This window comes from Chryseobacterium sp. ERMR1:04 (assembly GCF_001297705.1).
Lineage (GTDB): Bacteria > Bacteroidota > Bacteroidia > Flavobacteriales > Weeksellaceae > Chryseobacterium.
In genome coordinates this window covers 61,238-87,054 of the sequence record NZ_LIRF01000005.1, presented here as the reverse complement: position 1 = coordinate 87,054, position 25,817 = coordinate 61,238, and the positions used below count along the sequence as shown (strand labels likewise).

The 25,817-nt window shown below is 32.2% G+C and carries 30 protein-coding genes and 1 pseudogene; 22 read left to right on the top strand and 9 right to left on the bottom strand.

Annotated features, from left to right (window positions below):
- Nucleotides 1-19 precede the first annotated feature (19 nt).
- From trpC to AMQ68_RS10870, 12 genes and pseudogenes are all read left to right on the top strand, one after another.
- A complete protein-coding gene (gene trpC, locus AMQ68_RS10925; RefSeq protein ID WP_054510679.1) occupies nt 20-799 on the top strand; it encodes an indole-3-glycerol phosphate synthase TrpC in 780 nt (259 codons plus the stop codon).
- A gap of 23 nt (nt 800-822) precedes the next feature.
- A complete protein-coding gene (locus tag AMQ68_RS10920; RefSeq protein ID WP_054510678.1) occupies nt 823-1,458 on the top strand; it encodes a phosphoribosylanthranilate isomerase in 636 nt (211 codons plus the stop codon).
- Between the two features lie 61 nt (nt 1,459-1,519).
- The gene (gene tnpA / locus AMQ68_RS10915; RefSeq protein WP_198408882.1) at nt 1,520-1,951 is read left to right on the top strand and encodes an IS200/IS605 family transposase; all 432 of its coding nucleotides are present in this window, start codon (nt 1,520-1,522) and stop codon (nt 1,949-1,951) included.
- Between the two features lie 160 nt (nt 1,952-2,111).
- Nucleotides 2,112-2,636, top strand: a complete 525-nt coding sequence (locus tag AMQ68_RS10910; protein WP_054510677.1) for a hypothetical protein — start codon at nt 2,112-2,114, stop codon at nt 2,634-2,636.
- The gene (locus AMQ68_RS10905) at nt 2,620-3,159 is read left to right on the top strand and encodes a GNAT family N-acetyltransferase (RefSeq protein ID WP_054510676.1); all 540 of its coding nucleotides are present in this window, start codon (nt 2,620-2,622) and stop codon (nt 3,157-3,159) included. The genes AMQ68_RS10910 and AMQ68_RS10905 overlap by 17 nt, the downstream gene beginning before the upstream one ends.
- A 15-nt stretch (nt 3,160-3,174) precedes the next feature.
- Nucleotides 3,175-4,353, top strand: a complete 1,179-nt coding sequence (trpB, locus tag AMQ68_RS10900) for a tryptophan synthase subunit beta (RefSeq protein ID WP_054510675.1) — start codon at nt 3,175-3,177, stop codon at nt 4,351-4,353.
- 179 nt (nt 4,354-4,532) lie between these two features.
- Complete coding sequence (gene trpA, locus AMQ68_RS10895; RefSeq protein ID WP_054510674.1) at nt 4,533-5,267, top strand: tryptophan synthase subunit alpha; 735 nt, start codon at nt 4,533-4,535, stop codon at nt 5,265-5,267.
- 79 nt (nt 5,268-5,346) lie between these two features.
- Complete coding sequence (gene lipB, locus AMQ68_RS10890; protein WP_054510673.1) at nt 5,347-6,093, top strand: lipoyl(octanoyl) transferase LipB; 747 nt, start codon at nt 5,347-5,349, stop codon at nt 6,091-6,093.
- A 41-nt stretch (nt 6,094-6,134) separates the two neighbouring features.
- A complete protein-coding gene (locus AMQ68_RS10885) occupies nt 6,135-6,368 on the top strand; it encodes a hypothetical protein (RefSeq protein ID WP_054510672.1) in 234 nt (77 codons plus the stop codon).
- A complete protein-coding gene (locus AMQ68_RS10880) occupies nt 6,352-6,651 on the top strand; it encodes a type II toxin-antitoxin system RelE/ParE family toxin (protein ID WP_054510671.1) in 300 nt (99 codons plus the stop codon). Before AMQ68_RS10885 ends, AMQ68_RS10880 begins: the two co-directional genes overlap by 17 nt.
- Nucleotides 6,652-6,753: 102 nt before the next feature.
- Nucleotides 6,754-7,793: pseudogene (locus AMQ68_RS25930) on the top strand (serine hydrolase domain-containing protein).
- Nucleotides 7,794-8,291: 498 nt separating this feature from the next.
- Nucleotides 8,292-8,933, top strand: a complete 642-nt coding sequence (locus AMQ68_RS10870) for a metalloregulator ArsR/SmtB family transcription factor (RefSeq protein WP_054510670.1) — start codon at nt 8,292-8,294, stop codon at nt 8,931-8,933.
- Between the two features lie 279 nt (nt 8,934-9,212).
- On the opposite strand, the gene AMQ68_RS10865 is transcribed toward AMQ68_RS10870, so the two are convergent.
- On the bottom strand, nt 9,213-10,433 hold the full coding sequence (locus tag AMQ68_RS10865; RefSeq protein ID WP_054510669.1) for an MFS transporter: 1,221 nt from the start codon (nt 10,431-10,433) through the stop codon (nt 9,213-9,215).
- A gap of 180 nt (nt 10,434-10,613) precedes the next feature.
- On the opposite strand from AMQ68_RS10865, the gene AMQ68_RS10860 reads away from it, so the two are divergent.
- The 4 genes from AMQ68_RS10860 to AMQ68_RS10845 all read left to right on the top strand — a co-directional run bounded on the left by AMQ68_RS10860 (nt 10,614) and on the right by AMQ68_RS10845 (nt 13,217).
- Complete coding sequence (locus AMQ68_RS10860; protein ID WP_054510668.1) at nt 10,614-11,246, top strand: NAD(P)H-dependent oxidoreductase; 633 nt, start codon at nt 10,614-10,616, stop codon at nt 11,244-11,246.
- Between the two features lie 33 nt (nt 11,247-11,279).
- The gene (locus AMQ68_RS10855; protein ID WP_054510667.1) at nt 11,280-11,714 is read left to right on the top strand and encodes a MarR family winged helix-turn-helix transcriptional regulator; all 435 of its coding nucleotides are present in this window, start codon (nt 11,280-11,282) and stop codon (nt 11,712-11,714) included.
- A 3-nt stretch (nt 11,715-11,717) separates the two neighbouring features.
- Nucleotides 11,718-12,140 carry an organic hydroperoxide resistance protein gene (locus tag AMQ68_RS10850; RefSeq protein ID WP_054510666.1) on the top strand — a complete coding sequence of 141 codons (423 nt, stop codon included), beginning with the start codon at nt 11,718-11,720 and terminating at the stop codon, nt 12,138-12,140.
- Between the two features lie 447 nt (nt 12,141-12,587).
- On the top strand, nt 12,588-13,217 hold the full coding sequence (locus AMQ68_RS10845) for a hypothetical protein (RefSeq protein WP_123905673.1): 630 nt from the start codon (nt 12,588-12,590) through the stop codon (nt 13,215-13,217).
- Nucleotides 13,218-13,252: 35 nt separating this feature from the next.
- Here the strand turns inward: AMQ68_RS10845 and AMQ68_RS10840 are convergent, their stop codons facing one another.
- Nucleotides 13,253-14,482: a hypothetical protein gene (locus AMQ68_RS10840; RefSeq protein ID WP_054510664.1), complete on the bottom strand. Its 1,230-nt coding sequence runs from the start codon at nt 14,480-14,482 to the stop codon at nt 13,253-13,255.
- A 262-nt stretch (nt 14,483-14,744) separates the two neighbouring features.
- On the opposite strand from AMQ68_RS10840, the gene AMQ68_RS10835 reads away from it, so the two are divergent.
- From AMQ68_RS10835 to AMQ68_RS10805, 6 genes are all read left to right on the top strand, one after another.
- On the top strand, nt 14,745-15,350 hold the full coding sequence (locus AMQ68_RS10835; RefSeq protein ID WP_054510663.1) for a PDDEXK nuclease domain-containing protein: 606 nt from the start codon (nt 14,745-14,747) through the stop codon (nt 15,348-15,350).
- A 515-nt stretch (nt 15,351-15,865) separates the two neighbouring features.
- Nucleotides 15,866-16,285 carry a hypothetical protein gene (locus tag AMQ68_RS10825; RefSeq protein ID WP_123905672.1) on the top strand — a complete coding sequence of 140 codons (420 nt, stop codon included), beginning with the start codon at nt 15,866-15,868 and terminating at the stop codon, nt 16,283-16,285.
- Between the two features lie 176 nt (nt 16,286-16,461).
- The gene (locus AMQ68_RS10820) at nt 16,462-17,088 is read left to right on the top strand and encodes a hypothetical protein (protein WP_054510660.1); all 627 of its coding nucleotides are present in this window, start codon (nt 16,462-16,464) and stop codon (nt 17,086-17,088) included.
- Nucleotides 17,089-17,130: 42 nt separating this feature from the next.
- Nucleotides 17,131-18,252 carry a lactonase family protein gene (locus AMQ68_RS10815; protein WP_071254779.1) on the top strand — a complete coding sequence of 374 codons (1,122 nt, stop codon included), beginning with the start codon at nt 17,131-17,133 and terminating at the stop codon, nt 18,250-18,252.
- Between the two features lie 56 nt (nt 18,253-18,308).
- The gene (locus tag AMQ68_RS10810) at nt 18,309-18,689 is read left to right on the top strand and encodes a hypothetical protein (protein ID WP_123905671.1); all 381 of its coding nucleotides are present in this window, start codon (nt 18,309-18,311) and stop codon (nt 18,687-18,689) included.
- Nucleotides 18,690-18,768: 79 nt separating this feature from the next.
- Nucleotides 18,769-19,395, top strand: a complete 627-nt coding sequence (locus tag AMQ68_RS10805; protein ID WP_123905670.1) for a hypothetical protein — start codon at nt 18,769-18,771, stop codon at nt 19,393-19,395.
- A 3-nt stretch (nt 19,396-19,398) separates the two neighbouring features.
- On the opposite strand, the gene def is transcribed toward AMQ68_RS10805, so the two are convergent.
- From def to AMQ68_RS10770, 7 genes are all read right to left on the bottom strand, one after another.
- Entirely contained in the window at nt 19,399-20,028 is a 630-nt protein-coding gene (def, locus tag AMQ68_RS10800) for a peptide deformylase (RefSeq protein WP_054510656.1), read from the bottom strand.
- Nucleotides 20,029-20,271: 243 nt separating this feature from the next.
- Nucleotides 20,272-21,144, bottom strand: coding sequence for a ChaN family lipoprotein (locus AMQ68_RS10795; protein ID WP_054510655.1), 873 nt, complete (start codon nt 21,142-21,144; stop codon nt 20,272-20,274).
- Nucleotides 21,145-21,438: 294 nt separating this feature from the next.
- Nucleotides 21,439-22,467 carry a hemin-degrading factor gene (locus AMQ68_RS10790; RefSeq protein ID WP_054510654.1) on the bottom strand — a complete coding sequence of 343 codons (1,029 nt, stop codon included), beginning with the start codon at nt 22,465-22,467 and terminating at the stop codon, nt 21,439-21,441.
- Nucleotides 22,468-22,472: 5 nt separating this feature from the next.
- Nucleotides 22,473-23,123 carry a class I SAM-dependent methyltransferase gene (locus tag AMQ68_RS10785; RefSeq protein WP_054510653.1) on the bottom strand — a complete coding sequence of 217 codons (651 nt, stop codon included), beginning with the start codon at nt 23,121-23,123 and terminating at the stop codon, nt 22,473-22,475.
- 2 nt (nt 23,124-23,125) lie between these two features.
- The gene (locus AMQ68_RS10780; protein WP_054510652.1) at nt 23,126-23,896 is read right to left on the bottom strand and encodes a heme ABC transporter ATP-binding protein; all 771 of its coding nucleotides are present in this window, start codon (nt 23,894-23,896) and stop codon (nt 23,126-23,128) included.
- A complete protein-coding gene (locus tag AMQ68_RS10775; protein ID WP_054510651.1) occupies nt 23,896-24,936 on the bottom strand; it encodes an iron ABC transporter permease in 1,041 nt (346 codons plus the stop codon). The genes AMQ68_RS10780 and AMQ68_RS10775 overlap by 1 nt, the downstream gene beginning before the upstream one ends.
- On the bottom strand, nt 24,920-25,798 hold the full coding sequence (locus AMQ68_RS10770) for a hemin ABC transporter substrate-binding protein (RefSeq protein ID WP_054510650.1): 879 nt from the start codon (nt 25,796-25,798) through the stop codon (nt 24,920-24,922). Before AMQ68_RS10770 ends, AMQ68_RS10775 begins: the two co-directional genes overlap by 17 nt.
- Nucleotides 25,799-25,817: the final 19 nt, after the last annotated feature.

Genomic DNA, 25,817 nt, shown 5'->3' with positions numbered 1-25,817 from the left:
CTATTTTAACATGCATACAATGACAATATTAGATACAATCATAGAAAGAAAAAAAGAAGAAATTAAGGTTTCAAAATCAAAAGTTTCTATTGGAGAATTGAAAGATTCACCGTTTTTTGGAAGAAAAGGTTTTTCATTAAAAGAATCTGTGCAAAATAAAAGCGGAATTATTGCCGAGTTTAAAAGGCAATCTCCATCAAAAGGAATTATTAATGATCAGGTTTCTCCCTTAGAGGTTACTTCAGCATATGAAAAATTCGGAGCAAGCGGAATTTCAATTTTGACAGATAAAGATTTTTTCGGTGGAAGTTTTGAAGATATTTTACAGGTAAGAAATCATATCAACATCCCTATTCTACGAAAAGATTTCATGGTAGATGAATATCAATTCTATGAAGCAAAAAGTATGGGTGCTGATGTTATTTTATTAATCGCCTCTTGCCTTTCAACGAATCAGGTTCAGGAATTCACAGCATTGTCTCATGAATTAGGTTTAGAAGTTTTATTGGAAATTCATACGGAAGAAGAATTGAACCATTTCAACTCAAAAATTGATTTGGTTGGCATCAACAATAGAAATTTAAAAAATTTTAAAGTGGATCTTCAGCATTCTGTCAATTTAAAAAACCTACTTCCAAAAGACGTCTTATCTGTTGCAGAAAGTGGAATTTATAATCTTGAAGATTTCAACTATTTAAAAGAAAAAGGATTTGACGGTTTTTTAATGGGCGAATATTTTATGAAAAATAAAAACCCTGCAAATACGTTTGAAGAGTTTATATCGAATGTAACTACTTAGCAACATTTCAATTAAATAAAATAATGAACACTCCTTTATTAAAAGTCTGCGGATTAACAAAGCTTGATCAGATTCAGGAATTAATTTCCATGAATACAGATTTTCTTGGTTTTATATTTTATGAAAAATCACCGAGATATGTTCTGAATCATTTGAGCTTAGATGATATTTCAAAAATTAACCATCAAGGAAAAGTGGGTGTTTTTGTGAATGAAGAAATTAATACAATACTAGAAATAGCACAAAAAGCTAAACTGAATTTTATACAGCTTCACGGTGATGAAAGTGAAAATTTTATTTCGGAATTAAAAGGAAAACTGAATCCTGAAACTGGAATTATTAAAGTGATAAGAATCGGTCCAAATTCTGTTCTATCAAAAGATGAGGATTCCATTCAGAATGACATAACGTATCTCTTATTCGATACAGACAGTAAAACATTTGGTGGAACAGGAAAACAATTTGATTGGGCTTTATTAAATGAATTTAAAATCCGCCTCCCTTATTTTTTAAGTGGCGGAATTTCAGAAGATAACGTTACTAATATTAAAAATTTAAATCAACCCCCATTTGCTTTAGATATTAATTCAAAGTTTGAGTTAGAAGCGGGGATTAAAGATGTAGAAAAAATAAAAAAATTCAAAACTTTATACGGATGAAGTCCCAAAGGGACGATTTAACCGAGAATTGGATAAAGTCCAATTAATAAAAACACAAAAAATGCCACAATCATTAGTTAAAAATTACATCCATATTATTTTCAGTACAAAATATAGAGAAAATTTTATTGATGAAAATATTGAAAAAGAAGTATTCGCTAACATTGCTACACTATACAAAAGTTTTGAAAGTAACACATTACAAATTGGTGGTACGGATAATCACATCCACATTCTTTGTTTACTTTCTAGAAAAATTGCTTTGATGAATTTGGTTCAGGAAATAAAATCACATTCATCAAAATGGATAAAGACAAAAGGAAAAAAATATGAAAATTTCTTTTGGCAAGATGGATACGGGGCATTTTCGGTTAGTGAAAAAAATATTTATTCTACCATTAATTATATTAAAAATCAACGTCAGTATCATCAGGATCAAAACTTTAAAGATGAAATGATTGGAATATTGAAAAAAAAACAAAATACGATATGATGAAAAATACTTATGGGACTAATATTCGTATGTAAATTGGATAAATTATAGGACTACATCCTATCTTTTGTTAAATCGTCCCTTTTGGGACTCATTTAAAATAAATTAATAACTTTAAGTCAACAGAATCATTTAAAGTGAATAGATAAAAAAGACAAAAATGATAAACATACATTTGATAAGAAAAAATTTCTATAAAAGATTGTTTCCACCCAAATTTGGGAATGAAAGGATTCAGACTTTATACAATTTTATATCTAAAAATGACAATAATTTTGAGCATTGGGAATTAGATGGATTATTAACTGATTTTATCAACATCATTAAAATTTATGATGAAAAAGACACCCAAGCTTTTTTTGATAAAATAAATTTATGGAACAGCTATTACCTTGTTATTATTTCTGATAAATTTTTAGATAATAGAGTAAAATCAAATGTTACCTATGATTTTGGAAACATTTATAGCAAGATCTTTTTGTCCTATGAAAATTTTGATTCCTATTTTTTAATTGATAATCTGGAGATTGCCATTACGATGTACGACTCAAAATTAGAATTAACCACATTAATTGATTTAATCAGTAAAATAAATTTACTACACCATAAAAAACTAATAACCAAGCAGCAATACAATTACAACATTGCTTTTATTAATCGCTTAAAAGATGAAGTATCACATTAAAAAGCCTGATGAATTAACAGAAAATGAAATAAAAATTATATTGAATCTTTGGGATGTTTCAGAATGGGATGCTATGGAACCTTCGTATTTCCGTTCTTTTTTTAAAGACTCTGAATTTCATTTTCTTATTGATTCTGAGGAAGAAATAGTAGCTCTTATGCGTCTTAATTTTGATTTCGTTTTAGAAATTTCCAATCAGCAATATCATTTTGCCGAAGCGGTCGGGCTGGTTTCTGCATACGAGAAAAAAGGATATGGTAAACAATTAATTAAATATATTATTGAAAATGTTGGCGAAAGAAACCTGGAAAGTATCGGTTTTTGTTTATCTGAGTTAAGACCTTTCTATGACAAATGTGAGATCCCCATTTTACGCGATAAAGCAAAATATATTAAAGAAAAAAGCGGCTCTGAATGGATGCCATCCGATGATGACGATATTTTAATTTTTAATCTATCTGAAGAAAAAAAGGAACTTTTGCATCAATTAAGTTCTGAAAACAACGCTTATTTATTACAATAAAAAAAGAAGAAAGAAATGAATTATAAAAACCCCGATGAAAACGGATATTATGGAGAATTTGGAGGTGCTTTTATTCCGGAAATGCTCTACCCAAATGTAGAAGAATTACAAAATAACTATCTCGAAATCATAGAATCAGAAGATTTTCAGACTGAATATCAGGATCTCTTGAAAAACTATGTGGGACGTGCTACTCCACTTTATTTTGCCAAGAATTTAAGTCAGAAATACAACACCAAGATCTATCTGAAAAGAGAAGATCTAAATCATACCGGAGCTCATAAAATAAACAATGCGTTGGGGCAGGTTTTATTGGCAAAACGTTTGGGTAAAACCAGAATTATAGCAGAAACAGGAGCCGGCCAACATGGTGTGGCTACCGCTACCGCCTGTGCTTTATTGGGCTTGGAATGTATTGTTTACATGGGTGAAGTTGACATTCAAAGACAGGCTCCCAATGTTGCCAGAATGAAAATGCTGGGTGCAGTCGTTATTCCTGCCACTTCAGGGTCGAAAACGCTAAAAGATGCTGTAAACGAAGCATTAAGAGACTGGATTAATAATTCAGTAACCACTCATTATGTGATTGGAAGTGTGGTGGGTCCGCATCCTTTTCCGGATTTGGTAGCGAGATTTCAAAGTATTATTTCAAAAGAAATCAGAGAGCAACTAAACGAACAAATTGGAAGACAAAATCCCGATTACGTCATTGCCTGTGTTGGAGGTGGAAGCAATGCAGCAGGAACTTTTTATCATTTTGTGAATGAAAAAGAAGTTAAAATTATCGCCGCAGAAGCAGGAGGTTTAGGAGTTGATTCAGGAAAATCAGCCGCAACAACTTTCCTTGGAACTTTAGGCGTTTTGCATGGAAGCAAAAGTTTAGTGATGCAAACAGAAGATGGACAGGTTATCGAGCCTCATTCTATTTCCGCAGGATTAGATTATCCGGGAATTGGGCCATTCCATGCGCATTTATTCAAAGAAAACCGTGCAGAATTTTTCAGTATCAATGATGATGAAGCCTTAAAATGTGCTTTTGAACTGACCAAATTAGAAGGCATCATTCCTGCTTTAGAAAGTGCTCACGCGTTGGCGGTTTTAGATAAAAAGAAATTCAATGAAAATGATATTGTTGTCATCTGCCTGAGCGGCCGTGGTGACAAGGATATGGAAACCTATCTGAAGAATTTATAAACTGATTTTGGCGATAAATTCCGTCTTCCACTCCCGCTTTTTTACTTCGTAAAAAGAGCTCCGTTCAAGCCGGATCGCATGGTAGGATTCAAAAACAACTTTTGTTATTTCAAAACCCTTTTCGGGAAATAAAATTTTAACTTAAAACTTATTTTTCTTTAATTTTTTAAACAATTTAAATGAAGAAACTAAACATATACTTTACCGCAGGAATTCCAGCATTGGAAGATACTGCAGATATTATACAACTCATCCAGGATTCCGGAGCAGATATGATGGAAATCGGGATGCCTTATTCTGATCCTGTTGCAGACGGACCTGTTATTCAGCAAGCTCATGAGCTCGCTTTAAAAAATGGAATGACCATCGAAAAGCTTCTATCCCAGTTAAAATCGATTAAAAATGAAATCCGAATTCCTATTATTTTAATGGGATACATCAATCCGGTTTTAAGTTTTGGCTTCGAAAACTTCTGTAGAGAATGTTCTGAAAGTGGCGTTTCGGGATTAATTATTCCGGATCTCCCGCCTATTGAATTCGAAAAAAATTATCAGAAAATTTTAGAAAAATACAATTTGAATTTCACATTTTTGGTAACTCCGGAAACTGCTGACGAAAGAATATTATATCTGGATTCTTTAAGTTCAGGATTTTTATACGCCGTAAGTTCTTCTTCTACAACAGGAAAAGAAAATGCCGTATTAAAAAATGAAGATTATCTTTCCAGATTAGCTTCTCTTCCATTGAAAAATCCTGTTATGATTGGTTTTGGAATAAAATCAAAGCAAGATTTTGAAAACGTTACTGAAAAAGCTGATGGCGGAATTATCGGGACTGCGTTTGTAAATATCCTTTTACAAAATAAAGATTGGAAGATAAAAGCCATAGATTTTATTAATTCCGTAAAAAATTAAAATTCACTAAATTTGTATGTCAATAAAAATGGTATGAAATCGTGATTCTATATCATTACAAGAAAATCGACATCCACACATGAATACAAATCAAAATAAAGTAGTAGAATTTGAAGATCTTGGCGTAAAAGAATATCAACCTTCTTGGGACTATCAGGAAAAGCTGATGAAAGCTATTATTGATACCAAAATAAAAAACCGCGATTTACCTGCTGAGCAACATATCACCACTTCCAACCATTTTCTTTTGGTAGAGCATCCTCACGTCTATACGTTAGGGAAAAGTGGGCATGAAGAAAATATGTTGGCGGGAATAGATCAATTAAAAGAAATCGACGCTACTTTCGTAAAAGTAAATCGTGGTGGAGATATTACCTATCACGGGTATGGACAAATTGTTGGCTACCCTATTTTAGACCTTGAAAATTTCTTTACAGATATTCACAAATACATGCGAAATCTTGAAGAAGTGATCATCCGCACCATCAATGAATATGGCCTGAAAGGTGAGCGTTCTCCTGGTGAAACAGGTGTTTGGCTAGATGTTGGGAAACCTTATGCAAGAAAAATCTGTGCAATGGGGGTAAAAGCTTCCCGTTGGGTTACCCTACATGGTTTTGCCTTGAATATCAATACAGACATGCGTTATTTTGAATACATTGTTCCTTGTGGTATCAAAGACAAACAGGTGACTTCTTTAAAAAGGGAATTGGAAAGAGAATTAACGCCGGAAGAAATGATTGATATTAAAGCGAAAATCAGAAAACATTTTGCGGATGTTTTTGAAGCGGAACTCACTTTTAAAGAGACACATACTATTGATTAAAATAAAAATGTATACATTTGATATTATATAAATAAAGTAAAATGGAAGCTCAAATTCTACATAAAAAACTTGAATTAATCCAATGGTTATCCACTTTGGAAGATAAGGCTATCATTGAAAAATTAATCAATTTCAGGAAAGAAGAAACTAAAGACTGGTGGACTACTATTTCTGAAGAAGAAAAAACATCTATTGAAAAAGGAATTATCGATTCTGAAAACAATGATTTAAAATCTCATTCAGACGCAAGAAAATTATATGAAAAGTGGTTATAATGTTTTATGGACTCAAAATGCGCTAGATGATCTTAAGCAAACCATTGAATATCTTGAAAATAATTTTACCGATAAAGAAATTCAGAAACTTGCTACAAAAATTGAAAGTACTATTGAATTAATATCTCAAAATCCAACGATCTATCCTAAATCTGAATATAAAAACATTTACAGAGCTACGATCCTAAAGTTTAATACAATGTATTACAGGGTGATAAAAAATAATATTGAAATTTTATCATTTTTTTCTAATAGACAGAATCCGAAAAGATTAAAAATATAAAAACTAAATCATTTTGAGCTTTCAAAATGATTTTTAATTTTATCTTTGGGTAATCTCTAATTCTTTTAAAACAATTTTCAATTCCAAAAACTTTTCAACCCAATGAAGCTTATCAACCTGTTGTGTCTTGCACTTTCATTTTTATCTTTCACAGCTCTTTATGGACAAAATAAACCTGACTATGCAAATAGAATAGATAGTTTAATAAGAAATAAAAGTCCTCGCCCGTTCAATGGTGTCGTACTAATCACCCAACATGGTCAGGATAAATATTCTAAAGCCTATGGTTTTGAAAATATAAAAACGAGGCTTCCTTTACAAATGGATGACCAATTTGAGATCATGTCAAACACCAAGCAAATCACATCCGTCTTGGTTTTAAAAGAAGTTGAAAAAGGCAAAATAGATCTTCAGTCGCCTATAAAAAATACCTTCCCAATTTAACTCAGCCTTGGGCAGATTCGGTTACCGTTCATCAGTTGTTGAATCATACGCATGGAATTGTAGACACTGAAAAACCTTTACTCTTCAAACCTGGTTCTGATTTTAAATACGGAAATTTGTCTAATATTCTTCTAGGAAAAATCATTGAAAATACCTCTAAGAAATCTTACACTCAGTTGGCCAATGCATTATTCAAGCAACTTAAAATGAAAAATACATTTTGCTATTCAAAAACCGACAGAAGAAACCTTGTATCTGGCCATATCAATAAAGATAATGTACTTACCGTTGTACAGGATCCTTTCATTAATGATGAAAACTTACCTGCAGACGGCGTTATTACAACTGCTAAAGATCTATCCATCTGGGACAACCTCCTTCATAATGGTAAAATATTGAACCCAAAAACCTATGCATTAATGACCACTGCATCGGCGATGTCCCAGCATGATGTTTTCGGAAAAGAAAAAATGGGCTATGGGTATAATATCAGAATTGTAAAAGACAACGGCATTGAATATTTAGGTCATACAGGATTAGGAGACGGTTTTGCTTCTTTAAATATTTATATCCCGGCCTATGATATGAGCATTATTGTTCTAGAAAATCAGATGAGTGAGGAAAGTAATTTATATTATTATTTTGAAACTTTAATTAAGGATATCGTATTACAGTCTCTTCACAAAAAGTCTGTTTAAACTAATTTTAAATTTAACCGCAAAAGAGGCAAAAGCTATCGTTGATTTCTTAAGGATTAGTTATTGAGTAAGCAAAAGAATAAAAATCAAAGATTTTTAAAAGCTTATGTGCTCTTATTGGTTCACTAATGCTCAACTTAAAGTGACCAATGGTTTAATCTTTTGTCACTTTTGCGGTTAAAAAAAAATTTAAACAAGTTGGATGACTAAAAGTTCTCAAAAGAATAATATTTCGACTCCGCTCAATAGGTAAAGATTTTTAAAGGCTAATGTTTTCTTTTTTTCAGTTTAATAATAAGCTTTATATTATCTAATCTTTTGTACCTTTTGACTCCGTCGAAATATCATTCATCGACTAAAAGGAGATAATCTTCGATTTGTGGTTAAATAAAAACATCGTATTGAATGGTAATGAAAACATTCTAAAAAGGATGATTTTAAGATATGATAAAGAATTAGTACTTTTACAACTTATATAAAACAACTTGTAGTTGCTAAATGAAAAAAAATCCGTCAGATAAAATATTAATGTTGTTGAAGATGAGAGGTGAAGTTACCTCACAACTCATTGCTGAAGAATTGGGTATCACTAAAGAAGGTGTTAGAAAACGTTTGCTAAATTTCGCTTCAGAAGGATTGGTAAAAGCAGAAGTGAAAAGTGAAGGGGTGGGCCGCCCGTCCACTTATTATGCTCTTACAGAAAAGGGATTCTCTAAATTTCCAGATACACATGCAGAAGTGAGTGTACAACTCATTAAATCAGTAAAAAAACTCTTGGGAGAAAATGCCTTGGATCTTTTAATTAACGATCGGGAAAATGAGCTGTATACCAAATACGCACAAATGATGGACACTGCTACAACCTTTGAAGAAAAACTTGATATTCTTGTACAAAAACGAACGGAAGAAGGTTATATGGCCGAATGGAAAAAAGAAAACGACTCTTATTTCCTTATTGAAAACCATTGCCCAATATGTGCTGCCGCAACAGAATGCCAAGGTTTTTGTCGCTCGGAGCTTAATAATTTCAAACAACTTATAGGTTCAGACTTTGATATAAAAAGAGTAGAATATATTATTGAAGGCGGAAAACGCTGTATGTATAAAATTGATCAAATAATACAGCCTGTTATATCTTAGTATTGCTCATTATCTTAATAATTTGTTTAAACTTTTTATTTTTAACCACAAAAGAGTCAAAAGAATTGCACATTATTTAAGTTAATTTTGAACTGTAAACAAGAACCACATAAGTTTTAAAAAATCTTTGCCTATTGAGCGAAGTCGAAATATTATTCTTTTGTAAGCTTATATTTTCAAAATAACTAAGCTTTAAATAGTTCAATAATAGCTTTTGTCCCTTTTGTGGTTAAATTTTTAATTAGTTTAAACAGAGTTTTATTTAATCCCACCGTCTTTTCAAACCTTTTTTCTTAAATTCATTAAAGAAGGCGTTAAAAAAGAAGCGATTCCCACAAGGAAAATAACCAATCCTAATACGATAAAAGTAACATTTACCCCTATAGCATCTGCCAAATATCCTGTACAGATCAGTCCAAAGACAGTGGGCAATACTTCTATGCTAAAGTACATGGCAAATACACGCCCCAAAAGACTTTCGTGAATTTCCTCCTGTACCAAAGCTGTAAATCCTGCACTGTAAAAAGAAGCTGCAATTCCTGCAATTCCCGTAAGTAACGTATAGAATATAAAACTTTGAGCAGATAGCCAACCTACCCACGCGAAAGCAATTCCAATTAATACATGGGATATATTAATGATGATGACCTTATGAATATTGGGTTTCCAGATGCCTAATATGGCTCCGCCGACTAACATTCCACCACCCCACACGGTTTCAATAATACTCATTTCAAATTTCCCTCCTTTAAAATGTTCAATCGTCATTAAAGGAAATAATACACCAATAGGCATCAAACAAAATCCTGCTATTATAGAATATAAAAATAGAAACGACAACCCCTTATTTCTAAGTACTTCATGCAGGCCTTTCTTCATATCTTCCCAAACCAAGAGTAAGCTTGTCTGATTTTTAGTTTCTTTCACAGGAGATGGAATATGAATAAAAAGTAAAGAAACGATAGCCATTATTGCCCCTGCAATATCCAGAAGCAATACATTTCCTATAGATAACATTCCTATCGCCAATGCTCCTAGCGCCGGTCCCGCAATATTAGAAACAGATTTAATGATTTGGTTAATTCCTGCGATCCGAAACAATTCTGATCTTGGCGCCAATAAAGGAACCGTAGCCTGCATTGCCGGCATATGAAAAGCCGATCCTACAGACCGGAGACCAAGTATAATATAAATAAATTCTAAGTTTTGATATCCAAAATAAAAACCGAGAGACATCATCAATGTACATACAGCAACAAAACCATCCGCTAAAATCATTGTTTTTTTCTTATCCCAGCGGTCAACATATACTCCGGCAAATGGTCCGATCAAAGCTTGAGGCAATAATCCGGCAATCGCAGCATACGCAAGAACCTCTGCGGATCCTGTTTCTAAACTCAACCAGATAATAATGGCGAACCCTACTGCCGAACTGCTTATCAATGAGAAAAACTGACCTGTCCATAAAATAGCGAACTTTTTTCTCCAATTATTTTCCATATTCAATACTTAACATATTTTACGTAGGCAAAGATATAAGAAACGAAATAATAAAACAACCATAAGGTTGTTTTATATAAAATTAAATGTTAAAAAAGTTAAACAATGTTGTTTTTCGTAATTAAATTGTGTGCAATTTAATTTTGTTATATATTTGTACCATAATTTAAAACAACAACAATGTCATTAATAGAAGATTTAAACTGGAGACATGCAGTAAAAGCATACGATCCATCAAAAAAAGTATCACAAGAAGATTTATACACCATTTTAGAAGCTGCTAGATTGGCTCCTACTTCATCAGGACTTCAACCATTCCGTATCGTTGTCGTAGAAAATCAGGAATTGAAAGAAAAAATGGTGCAAGGTGCATTAAACCCTGAAGTAATGAGAGACAGCTCACACGTTTTGGTATTTGCTGCTTGGGATAGCTATTCTAACGAAAAAATTGATAAAGTATATGATCATCATACGGATGTGAGGGACCTACCACAGGGACGTTTCAACAGTTACACCGATATGTTGAAAAAAATCTATGGGGCACAGACTCCTGCAGAACATTTTGCACACACAGCTCGCCAAACTTATATTTCTTTAGGATTCGCAATGGCTCAGGCTGCCGAATTGAAAATCGACAGTACACCGGCAGAAGGTTTCAGTAATGACGTGGTGGATGAAATTCTTAACCTTAAAGAATTAGGTCTAAAAAGTGTAAGCCTTCTATATCTTGGATACCGAGATGCAGAAAAAGACTGGCTGTCTACCATGAAAAAAGTACGTGTTCCTATGGAGGAATTCATCATTAAAAAATAATTATTACCAACGCTTTCTCATTCAATCTTACTTATGGAAACCCCAAAAACGCCAATATTAGAAAATCAAATTTGCTTTCCGCTCTATGTGATTGCAAAAGAGATTACAGGATTGTATCGTCCTTTCCTTGATGAACTCGACATCACCTATCCTCAATATCTAGTGATGATGGTACTTTGGGAAAATGATGGACTTACTGTGAGCCACATCGGAGATAAACTGTTTCTGGACAGCGGTACCCTTACCCCACTTCTTAAAAGATTGGAAGGAAAAGGCTTTATCACAAGAAAAAGAAAAAAAGAAGATGAAAGAGTTGTAGAAGCTTTTCTAACTGACGTTGGAAGACAACTGCAGCAAAAAGCATGTGAAATCCCAGGTAAAATTCAGCGAAAGATTGATGTGCAACCTGAAGATTTGATACAGCTAAAAGAAAGCATCCAAAGAATATTAAACAAAATAGAAAAATAAAATATGAAAACATTATATACAACCAGCGTTACCGCTAAAGGGGGAAGAAACGGACAAGTAAAAAGTGAAAACGGAGTTTTGGATATTGAAGTAAGAATGCCTAAAGCCCTAGGAGGTGCGAATGATGATTCTGCCAACCCTGAAATGCTTTTTGCAGCCGGATATTCAGCGTGTTTTGACAGTGCTTTGAACAGAGTGATCAGTTTAAGTAAAACAACTACGGGTGAAACTACAGTAACAGCTCAGGTAAGCATCGGACAAATTGAAAACGGAGGATTTGGACTAGCTGTGGAACTGGATGTGAATATTCCGGAAGTATCTATTGAAGAAGCTCAGGCATTAACGGATCAGGCTCATCAAATTTGTCCTTATTCTAACGCAACAAGAAATAATATTGAAGTGAAACTTTCAGTTACCAATAACTAAGTTCATTTCTTTTACACATACCTCAAAATCTGTTTCCTTTGGAAGCAGATTTTTTTGTTTACTGCATATTCGTATAAGTTTCTTTATCTTTTTCTCAGCTTTCATTGAAATTATCTAATTTTAAGGATGAACTTTTTTTAACTTTTTATTTTAACCACAAAAGAAGCAAAAGATTAATACATTAATATTTAAAGTTGATCATTAAACTGGAAATAAGAACACATCAGTTTTTAAAAATCTTTGCCTATTGAGCGGAGTCGAAATATTAATCTTTTGCAAGCTTTGTTTTAAAAATAGCCGAACTTTAAATGATTCAATAATAGCTTTTGTACCTTTTGTAGTTTAATGCTTTAATTAGTTTAAAAAGGATTGAAAATAGAATTGGAATTGATGCAATATATTCTTCCAAATAGTAGTTGTTAGTTTAAAATAACTAAACTTAAAATCATGAAAAACAGTTATCTATACCTTACCTTCATTTTGATCTTATTTCAAATGAATCTATCTGCTCAAAAAGTTACAAATAAAGACGCTTATAATTATCAAGTAAGAGAAGAACAAGGCGACTTAAATAATGATGGTAAAATAGACAAGATCATAGTAGAAATGGATACCATAAACGAAACAAGGCCCTTACGATTACAAATTTTCTTATCTCAACCCAATGGAAAATTAGCATTAGCCGTCTCTTCAACTCAAATAATTGAACCACAATATCCTATTGAAAACCATGGGAAATTTAATGGGTATCAAATTTCCAATTTCTTTATTGAAAAAGGAATTCTAACCATGTGGACTGAAATTAAAGGAGGAAACATTTCTTATGATTTTAAATATAACAAAGGGAATTTTGAACTAATTAATGTCAATAAGTTAACCAATAATGCAACCAAAGGGTATATTGACGAAAATACAGTATTTACAGAAACTAAATTTAACTTAATTACAGGCCTGAAAACAGAAACTGATGAAGTATATGGTGCAAAGAAACCCTTAGATAAAAGAAAAAAAATAGTTTTAATTAAGCCCTTACCGAAAATTCAGGATGTCAAGTTTTCTGATAAAAACTTGTATTAAAAAGTTGAGATAAGGTTTGTTATGTAGACTTTGGTTTAGCCTATTAAAAGTTCATTGAGCCCATATTGATCGAATAATAGCTTTCCGATTTCAAGTTTAGACCAGCCTTCTTTCAGTTTATATGTAAATGTGAGTTCATTATTTTCTAAAAAACATTCTAAATTCAGCAGCAATACATTTTTATTTTCAGTCAAATTATTTTCGATGAGATTTAAATGTGTGGAAAAAATAAAAAGAGAATTTTTAAATTTAGATAAACCATTCACTGTAGTAACAGTAATTTGCGCTGCATCATTGATGTTAGTTCCACTAAATATTTCATCAAGCACTACGAAACAATTTTTAGATTTTAATTCTAGTAAAACACTTTTTACATTCATAATTTCCTGAGCAAAATGGCTATACCCTTCTTTCAGATTATCATTAACAGAAAAGTAAAGGAAAATACGGTCATAAAAAGGAATATTACAATGTTCAGCCGGAACTGCAATTCCCAAGTGAGCAAGTAGGACAATGATACTGACCGATTTCATAGTCGTAGATTTTCCCGACATATTGGCTCCATTAAAAACAATTGTATTTTTATCCTTTACATCTAAAGTATTTTTAACAGCATCCTTCAAGTCTAAATGATAAAAATTCTCAATCGTAAAAGTATTTTCAACATTAAATTGAGGAAATACCAAATTGTTCAGCTTAATTCCCTTCGCAATGCTAAAATATACATCAAACATGTAGAAGAAATCCCAAAATAAGTCAAAATTTCCCGCCTCAATTTCGGGTGTAATCTTGAGAAGAATATTTTTTCTTTGCTTGAAATCAAGCTCTTTATTATAAAAATCAATGATGGACAAGGAGTTGATGAATGCAATCATCTTTTTAATTTCATAAGAATATTCTAAACAGATCTCTTTCTTTTGCAAATTTTTCAATAGCAATTCAAAATGATAAAAGAAGTCGATTAACAGAGAAATATTGGTATTGATTTCTTTAAAATATTCACGATACGTAAAGCTCGTTAAATAATTATACTGGCTAGCATCAATTTCATCCAAAAACCTTTGAATTGCAGAAATTCTATTTTCTCTAATTTGGAAAGAATCAATCATCTGAAAATTCTCCGAGAATAGTTTTAATTTTTGCTGAACGTACAATGTCTGATTCTTGTTGAAGGATTTTTGGTTGAAAAATGACAGTAAATATTGCTTTGATTTTCTTGTTTGAGTAAAATTAAAATGAGCTACTATTTCAGAAATATTTTCCATGATTCATTGATCTTGATATTTTCATTTGTAAAACTATTTATTTAAATCTAAAGATTGTTTTAAATAAATCTTAAAATGATCCTGTAAATTCTACAAATTCATCAAAACTCACTCAACTATTTCTTTTATAACTCAGTTTAAATAAGATTTATATTGTATTTACTTTCCCTTCTACGTGAAATTATTTATTTTTAAGGGAAAAATTAGTTAACAGTAATACATAGTGCCAAGCGCAGTATTGTTACTATTTATAAAAAAACGAATGAATAAGCCTAAAACAATAAAGGAACTTGTACTTAAAGAAATAGAAAAAAATAATAGTTTTCCAGAAGAAAAGTACCTAGAACAACAAGTAAAAAAATACTTTCCAAATAGTAAATGGAAAAAAACTCATTATTCTTGGTATAAATCTAAAGTTAAGAATAATTTTTTTAAAGTAAAAGATGAAATTTCATTAGACAACATTGAGATTAAAGAAGCTGAAGCATTTAGCTTATCATTAGAAAGAGATCTACTTGCATTTCTTTCTACTAAACTTGATGAAATTGAAATTGGGCTTGACCTAGTTGATAATGGAATTGAATATAAAACGGAAGCAGGTTTTATTGATTTATTAGCAAAAGATAAAGAAAATAATTTTGTTGTAATCGAGCTAAAAGCAGGAAAAGCAAAAGATTCTGTTATAGGACAAATTCTTGGTTATATAAATGCAATTAAATCAAAGAAAAAAGCTGAGAATGTTAGAGGAATTATTGTTGCATCAGATTTTGAAAAAAGGACATTACATGCAGCAGAAGAACTTCAAAATGTAGTACTAATTAAATATACTTTATCATTTAATTTTGAAGAAAAAAAATTGATTAAATAATTACTGATTAAGCTACTTGATAAACTCTATAAGAGCATCGGAAATAGCTTCCAAGGTATAGTCCAAAGTTATTTCAATGGAAGATATCCTATTTTTAGTTTTATGAGAAACTATTTACTTTTCATCTTATGATTCTGAAGCAAGCCAAGAGGTATTCTTCTCAAATTAAAATTCTACAACAAAATCAAAAAGCTATTGTAAATTCTGAAAATCAAAATCCATTAAATATTTCTTTTGCGCTAAAGAATGACACTTTAAAAGGTTCCACAATGTATAATATCATACGTTTTATGGAAAACAATAAAATGAAATTATATACAATTCGTATAATGAATGAATATGAACTAGTGAAAACTAATAAATGAAAAAGAAATTTCAGACAAAATTTGTTACATCGAGCTTTTTATTAAGCAAATCTACTTCCATCCTATTTAAAGACTAAAACAATAATGCTATATAAATTTTCTCCTTTATTATTTTTTTTACTCTTTCTTAATTGTAAAGAAAAAGAAAAAATGAGTCCTGCAAAACTTTCACAATTATATGGTCAGTGGAGAATTGACCGCAGTTCTAATATAAATGAATATTTAGTTCTTAATTCTAATAAAACATTTAAATATGAAAACATGGGTGAAGGAATAAAGTCTTTTTCAAATGGAAAATGGGAAATAGTAAATGATACTTTAATTTTGAACTCTATCATGCCAAAAGAATGCTTTTATACATCTAGATTTGGAAGCTATTGTAATCGAACTGATATTATCATAGAAGAAAAAATAATCTATACTATTGAAGATTGCCAACCTCATATTATAGAGAAATTTTTCAAAACATTTTATCATACAAAATTCACTATTAAAAAAGATTCTTTATTATATGTTGAAACAAATAAAAACTGTTCGAATAAATTGGATAAAATTAAATTGTATCGCTAAAAAGTGATATATCTAAAATTATTTATAAACAAAATATACGAATTTGGAGCAATTATATCGAACTAACTTCCAGTGCTTACAATCAAAACTTAGTTGAATTTAATAAAGATGAACTCAAAGAATTGATTAAAACTTTAAAGAATGCAGAGCAAGATCTCTAAAAAACGTACAACCATATGAAAAAGGAAATTTTAGAAAAAATTAAACAACTTGGAGGAAATATAGACCACGTAAAAGGGAATTCATTATCAGACGATATCCTTTCTATTAGTTTTAATACGGTTCTTTACCCAAGAACAGAAGATACACCTTGGCAAACAGCAGAAGATGCAGAACCCATCTATGGAATTGGAGAATTCATCAACAAAAACGAAGAGCTTTTCAAAACCGATAAACAAGCATTCTATAATAAAATAATCGATACGTATTTTCGATTGACAGATGAAGGTTATGGGCAAGTATTTTGGCAACCCAAACTTTTCACGCCCTTTAAAGATGGAACTGAAGATTTCGAAGAATGGAATTCAGAATTTATAGATGAAGATATTGATTTGAGTGAAATTATAAAAGTAACTCATGATAAAACACCCGATTTTATTGAAATATTTTACAGTTATGGCTTCCCGGATCATTACTATATCTGCTTATCTGACCCAAATCCTGAAAATCCGACTTTGTTTGGAACTGATCATGAAGAATATTTTAGAGAAGTTACCAACGAAGGAAATCTCGAAGATTTCCTGAATACATTTATCACCAAAGAAGAACTGATCGAAATTGTAAAAAATAGAATTGAAAAATAAGACCTTAATCACCTCAATATAAAATCACTAAACCTTAAAAAATTGAAAAAACTCATTGCATTCACTATTACCATTTGTACTTTCATTCATTTATATTCACAAAACACCTATGCCTTTTTTGGTTCATTTAATAGAGATAAAAATACCGAAGGAATCTATGTTTATCAATTAGATATGATGAGTGGAAACTTATCAAAAGTAACCACTTTTACAGGTATTTTAAATCCGTCTTTCCTTACATTATCGCCAGATGGGAAATATGTTTTTGCCTGTACAGAAAGTAAAACCCCGAACGGAGGAAGTGTAAGTAGTTTTAAGTTTAATCCCGAAAATAAATCACTCACCTTTATCAACAAGCAAAAAAGTGGCGGAGAAAACCCTGTTTATTTAACCGTTCATAAAAATGGCAAATGGCTGGTAAATGGAAATTATACTGAAGGAAGTGTTTCCGTATATCCTATTTTAGAAAACGGAACGATACAGCCCTATGTTCAAAACTTTCAATATACAGAAGGAAGTATAGATCAGGGAAGACAAGATCGTTCACATATCCACTCCACCATTTTTTCGCCTAATTTTGATTATCTCTTTTTACCAGATTTAGGTGCCGATGAAATCAGAACGTATCGATTTGAAAATGAAAAAAATCAACCGTTACAAGAGGCTGAAATTCCTTTTACAAAAACAACATTAGGAAGCGGACCAAGACACTTTACTTTTCACCCCAACGGAAAATTTGCGTATTGCATTGAAGAAATGGGCGGAGCAGTAAGCGTCTATTCTTACGAAAATGGAAAACTGAATAATCTGCAAAGAATCAATACCCATTCTGAAAAATATAAAGATGATTTTGAAAGTTCGGATGTTCATATTTCCCCTGATGGAAAATTTTTATATGCTTCGAATCGTGGATCTGAGAATAATATTGCTATATTTTCCATTCAACAAGATGGAAAACTAAAAACCGTTGGTTATCAATCTACCAAAGGAAAACACCCGAGAGTATTTGGCCTCGATCCCACAGGAAAATTTCTGATTGCCACCAATGCAGGAAGTGGCGATGTGGTTGTATTTAAAAGAAACCCTGAAACTGGATTATTAAAAAAGGTGGGTAAAAAGATTAAAATAAAAAGTGTTTCTTGTGTGCAGATTAAAGAGTATTAATTGAAAACTTATTTATTGTTTAAAGAATGAGAAGTACACCCATTTTATCAATAATAATGTATACTATAATTCTAATAGGTTATAATAAACTACATTCACAAACTAAGACAGACCATTTTGACTATTTTGTGAGAAAATCAACTTATCACAACTTTAAAAGTTTAAATGATATCAACGGTAAATGGCGGGAATTAAAAAATGACACATTAATTTATACAACTTATTTCAAAGGTGCGGCATGTGACATTCCTAATGCTGAAAAAATGAACATTAAAATCGTAAATGATACGATTATCTTCAACTTTGGTTTGAGTAAAAAAGATCCTGATTGTGAAAGAAGATTTGGAGTAGCAGGTATTATGGTTGATTTTGTATTGAATAAAAATAAATTCCCTGATTACAAAAAATTTAAAATAAAGAAGATCATCCGAAACTAAAGCCAAACCAAAATACAAAAACTCAACCCCTCAATTTATTTCTTACTTCAAACTAAACAGTATTAATCATAAACAAAGAATGAAAGTCAATAAATTTTACATTGGAATAATTTTAATTATAATAAGTTTTATTCTCAGTACATATAATTTTTATTTATTTTTCTTTACCATCCCAATGTATTGTATTGGAAGTATTTTTGTTATTATTTCTCCGATAAAAATTATATATAAGATATTCAGTATAATACTACCGTTAGCTTTATATATACCCGCAAATTCTCTTCAATTAGAAATTTATAAACACCTCAAAAGAAAAGAATTTATAGTTCCTACAAATTACTCAGGTCCGCTAAGAATTATTTATGAAGAAAACTGCGGCGAAAAATTAAATGAGAAAAATAAAACGTATCAATTTCCACAGGATGGAATTTTAATACTATCTGCAAAAGAAGACGGAGGACTTAATCATCATTATTTTTACATGAATAAAAATGGCGAAAAAGTTGAAATTCCCCAAGTTGACCTTACTGAGAATAAAAAACCTATCCCTAGCGTTTCACTGATTGGATTCATTGAAAAAAACAATACAAAATATATTGACCTTTATATTAATAATGGAAGTTCTGTTCAATATAATTTTTTTGGAAGCAATACAAAGCTTGATTCGTTAACAACAGTAAAAGTTAATAATTGTAGAAAAAAATAGGTATTACCTCGTCTTAGAATCACTTTTTTTAAAAGCATCAACCGATTTATAAGCATCATTTTTTTCTTTCTCTTTTTTATCTGAAATTAAAATTCCAAAAAGATGGTCGATTTCATGCTGGAAAATTACTGCGGTAAAACCTTCTACAATTTCTGAATATTTTTGACCTTTTAAATCCACATATTCTAATTGAATTACCTTACTTCTGTAAAATTGATCTCTGAATTCAGGGATGGATAAATCTCCTTCCGGACCTAGATTTTGCAATTCTGATCTCCAAACAATGACAGGATTAATGAAATACTCCAAAGGCTCATCTTGTTTGTCAAAGCGTTGAACCCAGATGATTTTTCTATTGATACCGACTTGTGGTGCTGCAATTCCTACTCCACCATCTGTGGAAAGTAAAGATTCTTTCATTCTTTTAACCAACGTTGCCGTGTTCGGATCTTTAGCATCAATTTCTGTAGAAAGGCTTAACAAAGTTTTATGCTGATTTTCATCAGTCGTTTGATAAATGGGTAATGCAGAATTGACATCGCCTTGGTTAATGATGGAAATTTCGTTGGTTGTTAATTTCTGTGCGTTGATTAAACCTATGAAAAGTATGAATAGAAAAGATATTTTGTTCATTTTTGAATATTATAAAACAAATATAGCTAATGTCTTTCAAACACAGAGTTTGTCATTCTGACGAAGGAAGAATCTATATTCGTAAAGTAGATTCTTCACTCCATTTCATTTCGTTCAAAATGACAAACATTGTGCATAAAAAAAGGCTTCGACTACGCTCAGCCTGACAGTCGATAATATTACGGATAGTATTAATGTTGTCAGGCTGAGCGTAGTCGAAGCCTCGTATTAGTGTACAAAAAATTAAAAAGTCTTCGTCATATCCGCTGGAATAATCAGATTAAATTCTGATGGGATATAGTCTTTCTCAAGGATTTTCAATTCAGGAGTTTCAGATTCGAAAACAGAGATCACTGCCATTTTCAGGGTTGGGTTTTTCTGTTTGATATACCAATAAATTCCTCCAAATTCTTTGCTGTGATAATTTCCGTTATAATGAACGAATGTTTTTCCGGATTTGATATTTTTCAAGATAGATTCTGCCATCGTTGCATCTTTGGTAGCCTGTGCAGAAATAAAGTTCATCACTTTCATTTCTTCCGCATGATCGCCCATCATCTTTTTCATTTCAGGATAACCTGGAGTATCTAATGTTACTTTGATCGGTAATTGAGCGATGTAGGTTTTCTCTTTTGTCGTCAATTTATTTAAAGACTCCAAGCCTTCTTTTGAAGTTTGAGAAGCATATCGTCTTGGGATATTCGTTGCAATGAAACTCAGTTTTTTATCTTTAGCAAAATCAACCAACGGCTTATAATCGGTAGCATAATTATTCCATAAACGCGCTGAATCTTTTAATGTTTTAGCATCAAACGTTCCGTTTAAATATTGGTTTAATTGAGATTGATTGTCTCTTTCAAACATTTCCGCTCCTAAAATAAGCTGTCCGTTTTTCTGTTGATATAAAGCTTCCGTAATCTTTAACTGAAGCCAGTGATTGATGGAACTGTTATGATTTTCACCAAAGAATACCACATCATATTCAGCCAATTCTTTGGCTAATTGATCGGTAGTAACCTCCTTTCCTTTTTGATTATAAAATTGATATGCTTTTACGTTTTGAGCATTGAAAACACCGAAACTTATCAATAATATGGCTATGAAAATATTTTTCATTTTATTTTAATTTAAACACGAATTACACTAATGATTTACACAAATATCGCAAATTTATACGCTTAATTTTAAATCACAAATTTTAAAAAGACTGTTTGTCATTCCGTAGGAATCTCAACTGCTAAATTTTAAATATACTGTCTAGATTCCTACGGAATGACAAAGTGAAAAGCTTAAATCTTTTGTGCCTTTTGTGGTTTAAAACAATTCTGCATAAATGCTTATTTGCCAAATAAAAAAGACCGCTTTGAATTACGAAAAAACAAAACGGCCTCATTCAAAATCATCTAATTATTATTTTTCTAATTCCGCTACAAGGTCTTTCCACTCTTGTAATTCAGGAATTCCTGGTTTTCTTTTTCCGAAGAACTGAACAATAAAGTCACCTTCTTTGTTGAATACTTCAATCGCTGTTACTTCACCGTCTTCCGTTGGTTTTTTCACGATCCAAGCTTCTGTGATTTTCGTTACATCCAAGTGTAAGTTGAAATCAGGATCCATTACGTTAAACCATTGTTGGTGCCAAAGTGTTTTCTTCACTTCTCCTGTGTGGATCTGAATAAGACCTCTGTTTCCAACGAATGCCATGATTGGAATTTTCTTTTCTGAAGCATCTTCAAGAACATTTACCACTTTAGCATTGTCTATTTTTTTAGCATATCCTTCAGGAGCTAATCTCAGCGCTTGCGTTCTGCTTACTCCGAATTTTCTTGTCATCATAAAGAAATCGTGAGTATCTTTTAATTCTGTCCAAGCTTTTTTGAAACCTTCAGCATCAATGTCAGCATCTGCTTTTTCAGGAGCTTTAGGAGCAACCGCTTCAAATTCAAAAGTCTGATTTTGATCTTCAGCCTTGAATTTTTCAACAATACTATCAAAAGCAGCTTCGTTACTGTCTTTTGTTAAATAAATTTTATGCAATGCCAATCCGTCTTTTCCGAAGAACTGAAGACTTTTTTTATCACCTTCTACCACTGCTAAAGCAAATTTCCAGTGATTAAGGAAAATTCTCAGATCAATATCTTCGCCTACGAAAAGTTGAGCATGAGGACTGCTGAAATCTCCATTCAGGTACGTTCCTTTTCTTTCGTGAACGCATTCGTCGTTACGCGTAAGGGCCATTACTTTTCCTAACTGCTCTACTTCAGTTAAAATATTTTGAAACTCAGGTTTTAGAACAGTCACGCCTTCCCCTACGTTGGTTACTAATAATTCAGCTTCGCTTACGCCTAGTTCTGCAGCAGCATTTCTAATTCTTACATGTGGATTTTCTGCTTTTAGAGCGTCCCATTTTCCTTTTAGATCGTTAATTAATGTGCTCATTTATTTTATTTTTTTATGGTTAAAACTGTATAATTTCTTGTTATGGTTTCGTTCCCTGTTTTACTTTTTACTTCTTCTTCTTTTTCAGAGATCTTCATTCTTTTAAAATGGCTTTTGGAAACTGTTTCTTCCATTTCATCCGTATTATACAATGTAAAATTGAATTGAGTGAAAGGCAATTTTTCCATGAAATCTCTTTGTCCGAAAGTGAGAACGAAGGTTCCTTTATCTTTCAATACTCTATAGATCTCATTTAAATATTCAACAGGCTCCTCCCAGAAATAGACCGTGTTTACGGTAAATATCTTATCGAAAACCTCATCTTCAAAAGGAAGCTTTTTCCCTTCGTATAAGACAAAATCTGCTTGATCTTTAAACTCTTTATTTAAATCTTTAGCTTCATTCTGCATGGTTTCGGAAATGTCGATTCCTGTGTATTTTAAATTATTGGCAATATTCAAAATACTTTTCAGGTGTCCTGCATTTCCGTGTCCTATCTCCAGAATGTGTTCATCGTCTTCTATTAAAAGTGTTGTAATACTTTCTAATGTCATTCCGATATTGGTGGCATTCATCATTTCACCAATCTCTTTTCCTTTTTCTCCTTGTGGATTGGCAAGGTTTTGAGCCAGAATTTTCAGTTCATCTTTTTCCATGGTTATCCAAAAATGATCATTGGGTTATTGGTAATGGGGTGCTCGCAAATGGTGCATGGGAAATTATAAGCTTCACTGATTGTATCGGCCGTAAAAACTTCCTGTGGCGTTCCATAAGCAGAAACCTTTCCAGATTTCATTAATAATATTTTATCGGCAAACTGAGCCGCAAGATTTAAATCATGCAAAACAACAATTGCAGAATTGGCTTTCTGAGTGAATTTTTTAATGATTTCCAATGCTTTGTATTGATGTTTAACATCAAGATTATTCAAAGGTTCGTCAAGAAAAACCAATTTATGGGTAATTTCATTTTCCAACTGTGACATTACTCTTGAAAGGTGTACACGCTGTTTTTCTCCCCCAGACAACGTATTGTATTCTCTGTCTTTCAGATGAAAAATTTCAGTTTCGTGCATTCTCTCGTTGGTAGCATCCACATCTTCCTGTCTGGGTTGTGCATCGAAATAAGGATATCTTCCCATCATGACAACATCTTTCACCTCAAGGGTAATATCATTGCTGTTGTGCTGGGAGAATTTTGCTTTATGTTTTGACAATTCCCTTACTTCCCAGTCATTCAATTCTTTATCTTTAAATACAATTTTTTGCTTTGATTTTACTTCATTCGCCAGAACACTCAATAAACTTGATTTTCCTGCTCCGTTCGGGCCAACAATTGCTAAAAATTCACCGTATTCCAAAGAGACATCAACCCCATCCAAAATATGGAATTCTTTATGCTTATAACTGATTTGATGCGCCTTTATCATTACAATGATTTTTTGAATTTAATTAAAATAGCAATAAAGATAGGGCCTCCAATTAACGAGGTTAAGATCCCAATCGGCAATTCTGAAGGAGCAACAATACTTCTGCTGAATGTATCGGCAATCAACAATAAAATACTTCCCAACACCGCTGATAACGGTAAAATAAAAGTATAATTGGATTTAAATAAAAGCCTTAAAATGTAAGGCACAATAAGCCCTACAAAACCAATCGTTCCTGAAAAGGCAACGCAGGTTCCCACCATTAAAGAGGTGATAATAACGATCTGTTTTTTCAGTCTTTCTACATTGATCCCCAAATGCTGAGCATCTCTTTCTCCTAACATCATTGCATTTAATGCCTTCCCTTTTGGAAGTAAAATCAGGTAAGAAATAATGATAACTACGGTTAAAACAGCATTTTTTGTCCATGTTGCTCCGGCAAGACTTCCCATATTCCAGAACGTAAGATCTCTTAGCTGTTCATCTTTTGAAATATAGATCAGAAATCCGGTAATTGAAAACCCGATTGAGGTAATGGCAACACCGCTTAACAACATCATGACAACATTTGTTTTACCTGCACTTGTTGAAATTCTGTATACCAACATCATCGCTAACAAAGCTCCCACAAAAGCTGAGATACCTACTAATGAAAATTGTACCATCTCAGGAAGGTATTGCTTAAAATGCCCTCCTAAAACAATTGCAATTGCTGCAAGTAATGTCGCTCCCGAAGTAAGACCTATTGCTTCCCCCGTCGCCAATGGATTTTTAAATAATCCCTGTAAACTCGTTCCCGAAACCGCAAGCATACTTCCGATCAACATCGCCATAATAATTCTGGATGCTCTTACCTCCCACACTACATATTTATCACTTAATGATAAACTCGTATCTCCTTTTATCACTCTTCCCAATACTTCAAACGCAGATTTACCCCCAAAGTCGTAAACCCCTGTATTAAGAGACCATACTGCTATGATGAAAAGCAGTATGGTACTTATTGTAAGGTAAAAGTATAGTTTACTTTGTGTTCTCAATTAAAAGTTTGTTTAATCCAACAGCAGCCTCTCCTAATCTTGGTCCGAAACCTGAAACCAGGCCTCCATCCATCGCAATGATCTTCTTGTTTTTACCAGCGTTTGTCTGAGAAACACCTGGCATTTTCAATGCACCTTCGTTTCCTCCTGCACCTTGTAATCCTGTAGAGAAGAAGAACAATACATCCGGATTTGCTTTTACTACCGCTTCCGGTGTTAAAGGTTTGAAATCTTCGAAATCATTCACTGCATTTTCACCTCCTGCAAGGTTGATCAAAGCAGCCATAGGCGTATTTTTACCTGAAACCATCAACATATTTCCTCTTGCGTAGATGAACAATACTTTTGGTTTTTTAGCGATAGTCTGAATTTGTTTTAAATCAGCATCAATTTTATCGTTTAGCTTTTGATAATCTGTATTACCAATTGCTTTTGCTACGTCTGCGATTAACTTTTTAGTTCCGTCAACCGTAAATTCCTGTTTAAAAACCTCAGCTTTAATTCCTGAAGACTTGATTTTACCCATTAATTCCGGGTTGATATCTTTATCAGAAGCTAAGATCAACGTAGGATTCACCGCCATAATAGGCTCGATTGTAATTGATCTTACGTGACCTAAATCTTTAGCCGTCGCTTTTAATGATTCAGGATAGGTACTGGTAACGTCTGTCCCTACGATCTCTTTTTCGTGACCCAAAGCAGCTACGATTTCTGTAATTCCTCCATTAAGGGTAACGATTTTATTATTCGTTTTTGGAGCCTCTGAACTTGCTTCTGTTGTATTTTCTTTTTTAGCACCTTCCTCTTTTTTGCAAGAATATACTGCAACAAGCATGGAAGCCGCAAGAATGAATTTTTTCATGATATACTATTATTTGATT